This window comes from Streptomyces sp. NPDC001700, from assembly GCF_053596435.1.
The window spans coordinates 1-10,115 of the sequence record NZ_JBSFGE010000061.1 but is presented as its reverse complement, the minus strand read 5'-3'; the positions used below and the strand labels follow the sequence as shown (position 1 = coordinate 10,115).

The following is a 10,115-nucleotide window of genomic DNA, read 5'->3' as shown; positions in this document are numbered from 1 at the left end:
ATGGCACACGAACTCCTCGACACCTCGACCGTTTTCGCCGAACGCATGCGAGAGTGCGCCGCCGCACTGGACCCGTTCGCCGACTGGTCACTCCTGGACATCCTCAACGACGAGGAAGCGCTACGCCGAGTCGACGTGGTCCAGCCCGTGCTGTGGGCCGTCATGGTCTCCCTCGCCGAACTCTGGCGCTCCCACGGCATCACACCAGCCGCCGTCATCGGCCACTCCCAAGGAGAAATCGCCGCAGCCTGCGTAGCAGGCGGACTCACCCTCCAAGACGGCGCCCGCATCATCGCCCTGCGCAGCAAAGCGATCCTCACCTTGTCCGGCCACGGCGGCATGGTCTCCGTACCCCTCCCCGCAGAGCAGTTGCGCGACCGGGACGGGCTGTCCATCGCCGCCATCAACGGCCCCACCTCCACCGTCGTCTCCGGCAACAACCACACACTCGACACACTCCTCACCGAGTACCCGCAGGCCAAACGCATCCCCGTCGACTACGCCTCCCACTCCGACCACGTCGAACAACTCGAAGACGAACTGGCACAGGCCCTCGCCCCCATCACACCGCGCACCGGCGAGATCCCCTTCTACTCCACCGTCACGGGTGCGCTCACCGACACGGCAGAGCTGAACGCCGCCTACTGGTACCGCAACCTCCGCCACACCGTCCAATTCCAGAACACCATCGAAAACCTCCTCACCCTCGGCCACACCACCTTCATCGAAACCAGCCCCCACCCCGTCCTCACCATCGGCATCCAGGACACCGCCGACACCACCAACACCCACATCGTCACCACCGGAACCCTCCGACGCGACGAAGGCAACGCCCAACGATTCCTCAAATCGCTCGCAGAGGTCTCCGTCACCGGAGCCGAAGTGAACTGGCGGACCGTCTTCCAGGGAACAGGCGCGCGGCAGGTGGAGCTGCCGACCTACGCCTTCCAGCGCGAGCGCTACTGGCTGGAGCCGAAACGCGGCACGGGGGACGCGTCCGGCCTGGGGCTGGGCTCTGTCGACCACCCGCTGCTGGGCGCGGCGGTGCCGCTTCCCGGATCGGACGGCTGCGTGCTGACCGGTGCGCTGTCGCTCGCCGGGCAGCCGTGGCTGGCCGACCACACGGTGCTGGGTGTGGTGCTGTTGCCGGGGGCCGCTTTCGTGGAGCTGGCACTGCAGGCGGGGGCTCGGGTCGGTTGCGACGTGCTCGGTGAGCTGACGATGCACGAGCCTCTGGTGGTCCCCGAGCACGAGACCGTTCAGCTCCAGGTGTCCGTCGGCGGCGCGGACGAGCTAGGTCATCGGGACCTCGCCGTGTTCTCCCGACGTGACAGCGACTGGGTGCGTCATGCCACCGGTGTGCTCCGTGCGGGCACTACGGACGGCACGGGTGCCACGGGTGGCACGAGTGCCACGGTGAGGTCGCCGGAGGACCTGCGGGCCTGGCCGCCGCCCGGTGCCGAGCAGGTCGACGTCAGCGAGGTGTACGGGGGAATGGCCGACCGGGGCTACCGGTACGGCCCGTCCTTCCAAGGTCTACGCGCCGCCTGGGTCCGTGAGGACGAGGTGTTCCTCGAGGCGGTGTTGCCCGAGAACGCGTGGAGCGATGCGGGGCGCTGCGGGATCCATCCGGCTCTGCTGGACGCGGCGCTGCACGGCCTCGCCCTGGGAACGTTCGTCACCGAACCGGGCCAGGGTTATCTTCCCTTCTCCTGGAACGGGGTGAGCCTGCACGCCGTGGGCGCGTCGACGGTGCGGGTCGCGTTGCGGCCTGCCGGTACGGATGCGGTGTCGGTGCGGGTCGCCGATGTGGTCGGGGCGCCGGTATTGGCCATCGACTCGCTGGTGATGCGCCCGCTGGCCGGACAGCGGCTGCTGGAGGCGAGCGGCCGCCAGGTCGACGCGCTGTTCCGCATGGACTGGACCGAGGTGTCTGTCCCTGTCGTCTCCGACCTCAGCGGCTCGGACCCTGAACGGCCGGTTTCCTGGGCGCTGTTGGGTGGTCAGGACGACGAGCTGAAGGCGAGTGCCGCGTTGGAGGCGGCCGGGGTGTCGCTGGAGCTGGCCCACAGCCTGGACGCGCTGGAGCAGGTGCCGGACGTCCTGCTGGTGCCGTGCTCGCACGACGCCGGAGACGCTTCCGCCGCGGAGACGACGGCGGCCGCCCTGCACCGGGTGCTGCGGGTGGCGCAAGAGTGGCTGGCGGACGACCGGTTCGCCGACACTCGTCTGGTGGTGCTGACGCACCGCGCCGTGGCCACGTCCACGGGCGACGACGTCGAAGATCTGGCCGGGGCGGCGGTACAAGGCCTACTGCGCACCGCCCAGTTGGAGAACCCCGACCGGATCGTGGTCGTGGACCACGACGGCTCGGGCCTCGGTGTCCTGCCCGCGGTGCTCACGGCGGGAGAGCCCAATGTGGCGCTGCGCTCGGGCAGGGTGCTGGTGCCCAGGCTGGCCAAGGCGCCCGCGCCACACGGGGTATCCCCCGAGTGGGGGCGCGGCACCGTACTGATCACCGGTGGCACCGGGACGCTCGGCGGCCTGGTCGCCCGGCATCTGGTGTCCGAGCACGGTGCCCGGGACCTGGTGCTGGCCAGCCGCAGCGGTGTCGACGCGCCGGGGGCCGAGGACCTCGCCGCCGAGCTGGAGGCGCTGGGCGCCCGGGTCCGCGTCGCCGCGTGCGACACCGGCGACCGTGCGGCGCTGGCCGGGCTGCTGGACACGGTTCCGGAGCTGCGGGCGGTCGTGCACACCGCCGGTACGGTCGCCGACGGGGTCGTCGGTTCGCTGGTTCCCGAACAGGTCGATGCGGTCCTGCGGCCGAAGGCGGACACGGCGTGGCACCTCCACGAGCTGACGCGCCATCTGGAGCTGGACGCCTTCGTGCTGTTCTCCTCCGCCGCCGGGGTCCTCGGCAGCGCCGGTCAGGCCAACTACGCCGCGGCCAACGCCTTCCTCGACGCGCTGGCGACGCGCAGGCGAGCCGAGGGGCGAACCGCGGTGTCCGTGGCCTGGGGCTTCTGGGAGCAACGCAGCGGGCTGACCACGCACCTGTCTGACGACGACGTGGCCCGGATGCGGGGCAAGGTCGCGATGCCGCTGTCGGTCCGACAGGGTCTGGAGCTGTTCGACGCCGCGTGCCGAGGCGCCGATGCCACGGTCCTGGCAAGCCCCCTGGACGTCCGCTCGCTGGCGACCACCGGTGATGTGCCTCCCGTACTGCGCGGCCTCGCACCGGCGGTACCGGCGCGGAGGGCGGCGGAGACGAGTGATGGTGGGGCCGCGTTGCGGCGCCGCTTGGCCGAGCTGTCGGCGGCCGAGCAGAGCCAGGCCGTGGTGGAACTGGTCCGCGGCCAGGTGGCGGCGGTGCTCCGGCACGCTGACGCGCGGGCGGTCGACGCCACACGGACGTTCCAGGAGAGCGGCTTCGACTCGCTGACGGCGGTCGACCTGCGCAACCGGCTCACCACCGCCACCGGTGTCCGGCTGCCCGCGACGGCGGTCTTCGACTACCCGACGCCGACCGCGCTGGGGACGTATCTGCTGGCGCGGATCGCGCCGGAGGCAGCCGATCCGGTCTCGGTCCAGCTCAGGCAGTTGGACAAGATCGCTTCGGTGATATCCGCCATGGGTGCGGACGCCGCTCTGCGTGAGCGGCTGTCGCCCCGGTTGGAATCCATCGTTGCCATGTGGACCGACATGCAACGGACCGCGCAGGCGGACGCGGAAAAGCAGGACTTGGAATCTGCCTCATTGGAAGACATGTTCGGCATCATCGACCAGGAACTCGATGGGTCATGACCAGCACGAACGTCCGACCGGTTGTCATCGAGGGGAATGGCGAAGAAATGTCAAACGACGAAAAGGTTCTCGCGTACCTGAAGAAGCTCACCGCCGATCTGCGTCAGACGCGGCAGCGCCTCACCGAGGTCGAGGCGAAGAGCCGGGAACCGATCGCGATCATCGGGATGAGCTGCCGCTTCCCCGGCGGGGTGGCCTCTCCCGAGGATCTGTGGCGGCTGGCCGATTCGGCGGTGGACGCGGTGGGCGACTTCCCGGCCGACCGAGGCTGGGACCTGGACGGCGGGTACGACCCGGATCCCGACCGCGCTGGCCACTCGTACGCCCGTGAGGGCGCGTTCGTCCATGACGTCGCGGACTTCGACCCCGGCCTGTTCGGTATTTCGCCGCGTGAGGCACTGGCGATGGACCCGCAGCAGCGGCTGCTGTTGGAGGCGTCCTGGGAGGTCTTCGAACGGGCGGGCATCCCGGCATCCGCGGTGCGGGGCAGCCGCACAGGCGTGTTCGCCGGACTGATGTATTCCGATTACGTCTCGCGGCTGCCCGCCGTGCCGGACGAGCTGGAGGGCTACGTCGGCATCGGCAGCGCGGCGAGCGTCGCCTCGGGCCGGATCTCCTACACCTACGGCCTCGAAGGCCCGGCGGTGACGGTGGACACGGCGTGCTCGTCGTCGCTGGTGGCCCTGCACCTGGCCGTGCAGGCGCTGCGGAACGGAGAATGCTCGCTGGCCCTCGTCGGTGGCGTCACCGTCATGGCCACACCCGGCACGTTCGTCCAGTTCTCGCGCCAGCGCGGACTCGCGGCGGACGGGCGGTGCAAGTCCTTCGCCGCAGGTGCGGACGGCACCGGCTGGGGCGAGGGCGTCGGCATGCTGCTCGTGGAGCGGCTGTCCGACGCCGTACGCAACGGCCACCAGGTACTGGCGGTCGTACGGGGCTCCGCCGTCAACCAGGACGGTGCGTCCAACGGTCTGACCGCTCCGAACGGCCCGTCGCAGCAGCGCGTCATCCAACAGGCGCTGGCGAACGCCGGGCTGGCGACGACCGACGTCGACGCCGTCGAAGCGCACGGTACGGGTACGACACTGGGCGACCCGATCGAGGCGCAGGCGCTGCTGGCCACCTACGGTCAGGACCGCGACCACGACCGCCCCCTGCTGCTGGGCTCGATCAAGTCCAACATCGGGCACACGCAGGCCGCAGCAGGTGTCGCCGGTGTCATCAAGATGGTCATGGCGATGCAGCACGGCGTACTGCCCCAGACCCTGCATGTGGACGAACCCACCCCCCACGTCGACTGGACCACCGGCGCGGTCGAGCTGCTGACGGAACGTACGGACTGGCCCAGCGTCGAGCGACCTCGCCGGGCCGGTGTGTCCTCGTTCGGCGTGAGCGGCACGAACGCGCACGTGATCCTTGAGCAGGCCTCGGCCGAGGCGGAATCCGAAGCGGAGTCCGGGTCGGATCGGGGTGACCTGCCCGCGATTCCCTGGGTGCTGTCCGGTGAGGGCGAGACCGCCCTCCACGCACAGGCCGAACGCCTGAAAACCTTCGTGGAGAACAACCCCCACCTGCACCCGGCAGACATCGCCTGGTCCCTGGCCACCACACGCACAGCACTCTCCCACCGCGCGGTCGCCGTAGGCACCAACCGCGACGAACTGATCACCGCACTCCAAACACTGACCATCACAACCCCCGCCACCGGCGGACTGGCCATGCTCTTCACCGGCCAGGGCTCCCAACGCCTCGGCATGGGCCGGGAACTGTACGACACGTTCCCGGTGTTCCAGCAGGCCTGGGACGAGGTGTCCGAGGAACTGGAGACCCACCTCGACCGGCCACTCACCGAAGTGGTGTGGGGCGAAGACGCTGAACTCCTCAACCAAACCCTCTACACCCAAGCCGCCCTCTTCACCCTCGAAGTCTCCCTCTACCGCCTCATCACCTCCTGGGGCATCACACCCGACCACCTCCTCGGCCACTCCATCGGCGAACTCACCGCCGCCCACCTCGCGGGCCTATGGACCCTGCCCGACGCGGCGAAGGTGGTCGCCGCACGCGGCCGCCTCATGCAAGCCCTCCCCACCGGCGGCGCCATGGCCACCATCGCCGCACCAGAAACCGACGTACTCCCCCTCCTGGACGACCAGCGAGCGGCGATCGCCGCCGTGAACAGCCCGACCTCGGTCGTGATCTCCGGCGACGAGGCAGCGGTCCAGCATGTCATCGACGCGATGACCTCGCGCGGGGTGAAGACACGACGGCTGCACGTCAGCCACGCCTTCCACTCACCCCGCATGGACGCCATGCTCACCGAGTTCACCGACGTACTCCAGAGCGTGGAATTCCACACCCCGAACATCCCCGTGGTCTCCAACCTCACCGGCACGATCGCCGGGGAGGAGCTGTGCTCCCCTGAGTACTGGACCCGCCACGTCCGTGAAACCGTCCACTTCAACGACGGCCTCAACACCCTCCGCGCGGCGGGTGTCGCAACGTTCCTCGAACTCGGCCCCGACGGCAGCCTCACCTCCCTCACCGACACCCACGGCATAGCCACCCTCCGCCCCCACCACCCCGAAACCACCACCCTCCTCACCGCACTCGGCAACCTCCACACCCACGACCGCCCCATCGACTGGAACGCCCTCCTCCCCGGAACACACCGCACCGAACTCCCCACCTACGCCTTCCAGCACCAACGCTTCTGGCTCCAACCACCCACCCCCCAACCCACCACCAACCCCACCGACACCGCCCTCTGGAACGCCATCGAACACGGCGACCTGGACTTCCTCGGCATCAACCCCGACCAACCCCTGAACGAAGCACTACCAGCACTGGCATCCTGGCGCCGCCGCCAACAACAACAGTCGACCACCGACACCTGGCGATACCAGTACGCATGGACCCAGGTCAGCACGCTGTCCTCCCAGCCGAGGCCGACCGGCACCTGGATGGTCGTGGCCGAGCCGGGCAGCACAGCGGACGATGCCGACACGGTCGCCGACGCGCTGCGGGCAGTCGGCGCCGACGCACGAGTGACGACCATCGCGGAACTGGAGGGCGGTACGAACCTCGCAGGCGTCGTCTCCCTCCTGCCCGTCACCGAGACCGTCGCACTGGTCCAAGCCCTCACCACAGCAGACATCGACGCACCCCTGTGGTGCATCACCCACAACGCCGTACCCGCAACCAACAACGACGAAGTAGACCCCGACCAAGCCGCACTCTGGGGCCTCGGCCGCGTCATCGCACTCGAACACCCCGACCGCTGGGGCGGACTCATCGACCTCCCCACCCAGACCGACGAACACATCACGGCATCGTTGTGCGCAATACTCGGCGGCGCCACCAACGAAGACCAGCTCGCCATCCGCCCCACCGGCGTATGGGCGGGCCGACTGCGACGTGTCGAGCCGGGCGGCAGTGGGTCGCCCGTGATCTGGCGTACTACCGGATCCGCACTGGTCACGGGCGGTACGGGCGCCCTGGGCGGCCACGTCGCCCGCTGGCTCGCCACCACCGGCGTCGAACACATCATCCTCACCAGCCGCCGAGGCGTCGACGCCCCCGGAGCGCCTGAACTGATCGCGCAGCTCGAAGCGCTCGGCGTCCGGGCGCGGGTGGCCACGTGCGATGTGGCGGACCGGGACGCGGTGGCCGAGTTGCTCGGTACGATCCCGGACCTGCGCGTGGTCGTGCATGCTGCCGGGGTTCCGAGCTGGGGTCCCGTGGACGACCTGAGCGCCGACGAGTTCGAGACCGGCATGCGGGCCAAGGTCTCGGGCGCCATCCATCTCGACGAGCTGACGCGCGAGGCGGATCTGGACGCGTTCGTCCTGTACTCGTCGATCGCCGGTGTGTGGGGCAGCGGCAACCAGTCCGCGTACGCCGCCGCCAACGCGTTCCTGGACGGGCTGGCACATCGCCGCCGGGCCAACGGCCTGGTGGCCACCTCCGTGGCCTGGGGCATGTGGGACGGCGGCGGCATGGCCGCCGAGGGCGCGGACCTCCTCGCCGACCACGGCCTCTCGGCCATGGCGCCCGAGCTGGCCATCACGGCGCTGGGGCAGGCGCTGCGCGGTGACGAGACGGCTGTCGTGGTCGCGGACGTGGACTGGTCCCGCTTCGGGCCGCGGTTCACGGCTCTGCGTCCGAGCCCCCTGCTGAGCGAGCTGTTGACCGACATGGCCGAGCCCGCCGCGCCGGTCGGCGCGTTCGCGCTTCGCCTCCGTTCCCTGTCCGAGGCGGAGCGAAGTCGCGCCGCCCTGGAGTTGGTGCGTACGGCTGCGGCGGCGGTACTGGGACACCCGGGTCCTGAGGCTGTCGATGCCACGCGGACCTTCCAGGAGATCGGCTTCGACTCGCTGACCGCCGTGGAGTTCCGCAACCGGCTCACCACCGCCACGGGCATCCGCCCGCCCGCCACGGTGATCTTCGACTGTCCGACACCGCTGGCGCTCGCCGCGTATCTGGTCAGCGAGGCGCTGGGCGCTTCGCAGGAGATCCTGGCTGACGTGTCGGCAGTGGTCGCGGCCGACGACGACCCCATCGTGATCGTCGGCATGAGCTGCCGCTACCCGGGCGGTGTCGAGTCGCCCGAGGACCTGTGGCGGTTGGTCGACTCTCACGGCGACGCCGTTTCGGCCTTCCCGACGGACCGGGGCTGGGACCTGGACGGCGGGTACGACCCGGCCACGGGCCGCACCGGCACCCCGTACACCCGTGTGGGCGGCTTCGTGTACGGCGCGGGCGACTTCGACCCCGGCTTCTTCGGTATCTCGCCGCGTGAGGCACTGGCGATGGACCCGCAGCAGCGCCTGCTGCTGCACACCACGTGGGAGGCGTTCGAACAGGCGGGCATCCCGGCATCCTCGGTGCGGGGCAGCCGCACTGGCGTGTTCGTGGGCGCGTCCTCACAGGGCTACGGCGCCGCGTCGGAGTCCGAGGGGTACTTCCTCACCGGCAGTTCGAGCAGCATCATCTCCGGGCGGGTGTCCTACACCTTCGGCCTCGAAGGCCCGGCGGTGACGGTGGACACGGCGTGCTCGTCGTCGCTGGTGGCCCTGCACCTGGCCGTGCAGGCGCTGCGGAACGGAGAATGCTCGCTGGCCCTCGCCGGTGGTGTGACGATCATGGCCACTCCGACCGCGTTCGAAGAGTTCTCGCGCCAGGGGGGTCTCGCGGCGGACGGGCGGTGCAAGTCCTTCGCCGCAGGTGCGGACGGCACCGGCTGGGCCGAGGGCGTCGGCATGCTGCTCGTGGAGCGGCTCTCGGACGCCGTACGCAACGACCACCAGGTCCTCGCGGTCGTACGGGGCTCCGCCGTCAACCAGGACGGCGCCTCCAACGGCCTCACAGCCCCCAACGGTCCCTCCCAGCAACGCGTCATCCGCCAGGCCCTGGCCAACGCCGGACTCTCGGCCACCGAGATCGACGCCGTCGAAGCACACGGCACCGGCACGACACTCGGCGACCCCATCGAGGCGCAGGCACTGCTGGCCACCTACGGTCAGGACCGCGACGCCGAACGCCCCCTGCTGCTGGGCTCGATCAAGTCCAACATCGGCCACACCCAAGCCGCCGCCGGTGTCGCCGGGGTGATCAAGATGGTCATGGCGATGCGCCACGGCGTACTGCCCCAGACCCTCCACCTCGACGAACCCACCCCCCACGTCGACTGGACCACCGGCTCGGTGGAACTGCTGACGGAGCACCGCGACTGGCCGGAGACGGGTGCTCCGCGACGTGCGGGCATCTCCTCGTTCGGCGTGAGCGGCACCAACGCCCACGTCATCCTCGAACAGGCCTCGGCCGAGGCGGAATCCGAAGTGAAGTCCGGGTCGGATCGGGGTGACCTGCCCGCGATTCCCTGGGTGCTGTCCGGTGAGGGCGAGACCGCCCTCCACGCACAGGCCGAACGCCTCAAGTCCTTCGTGGAGAACAACCCCCACCTGCACCCGGCAGACATCGCCTGGTCCCTGGCCACCACACGCACAGCACTCTCCCACCGCGCGGTCGCCGTAGGCACCAACCGCGACGAACTGATCACCGCACTCCAAACACTGACCATCACAACCCCCGCCACCGGCGGACTGGCCATGCTCTTCACCGGCCAGGGCTCCCAACGCCTCGGCATGGGCCGGGAACTGTACGACGCGTTCCCGGTGTTCCAGCAGGCCTGGGACGAGGTATGCGAGGAACTGGAGACCCACCTCGACCGGCCACTCACCGAAGTCGTGTGGGGCCAGGACCCTGAACTCCTCAACCAAACCCTCTACACCCAAGCCGCCCTCTTCACCCTC

Annotated in this window: 2 protein-coding genes; both read left to right on the top strand. The window is 69.9% G+C overall.

Annotated elements, in window-relative coordinates; genetic code table 11:
• The coding region (locus ACWC5C_RS41795) for an SDR family NAD(P)-dependent oxidoreductase (protein ID WP_450884562.1) at positions 1–3,804 on the top strand (3,804 nt) is incomplete at its 5' end.
• A partial coding sequence (locus tag ACWC5C_RS41790; RefSeq protein WP_450884560.1) for a type I polyketide synthase occupies positions 3,801–10,115 on the top strand: 6,315 nt, incomplete at its 3' end. The genes ACWC5C_RS41795 and ACWC5C_RS41790, both read left to right, overlap by 4 nt.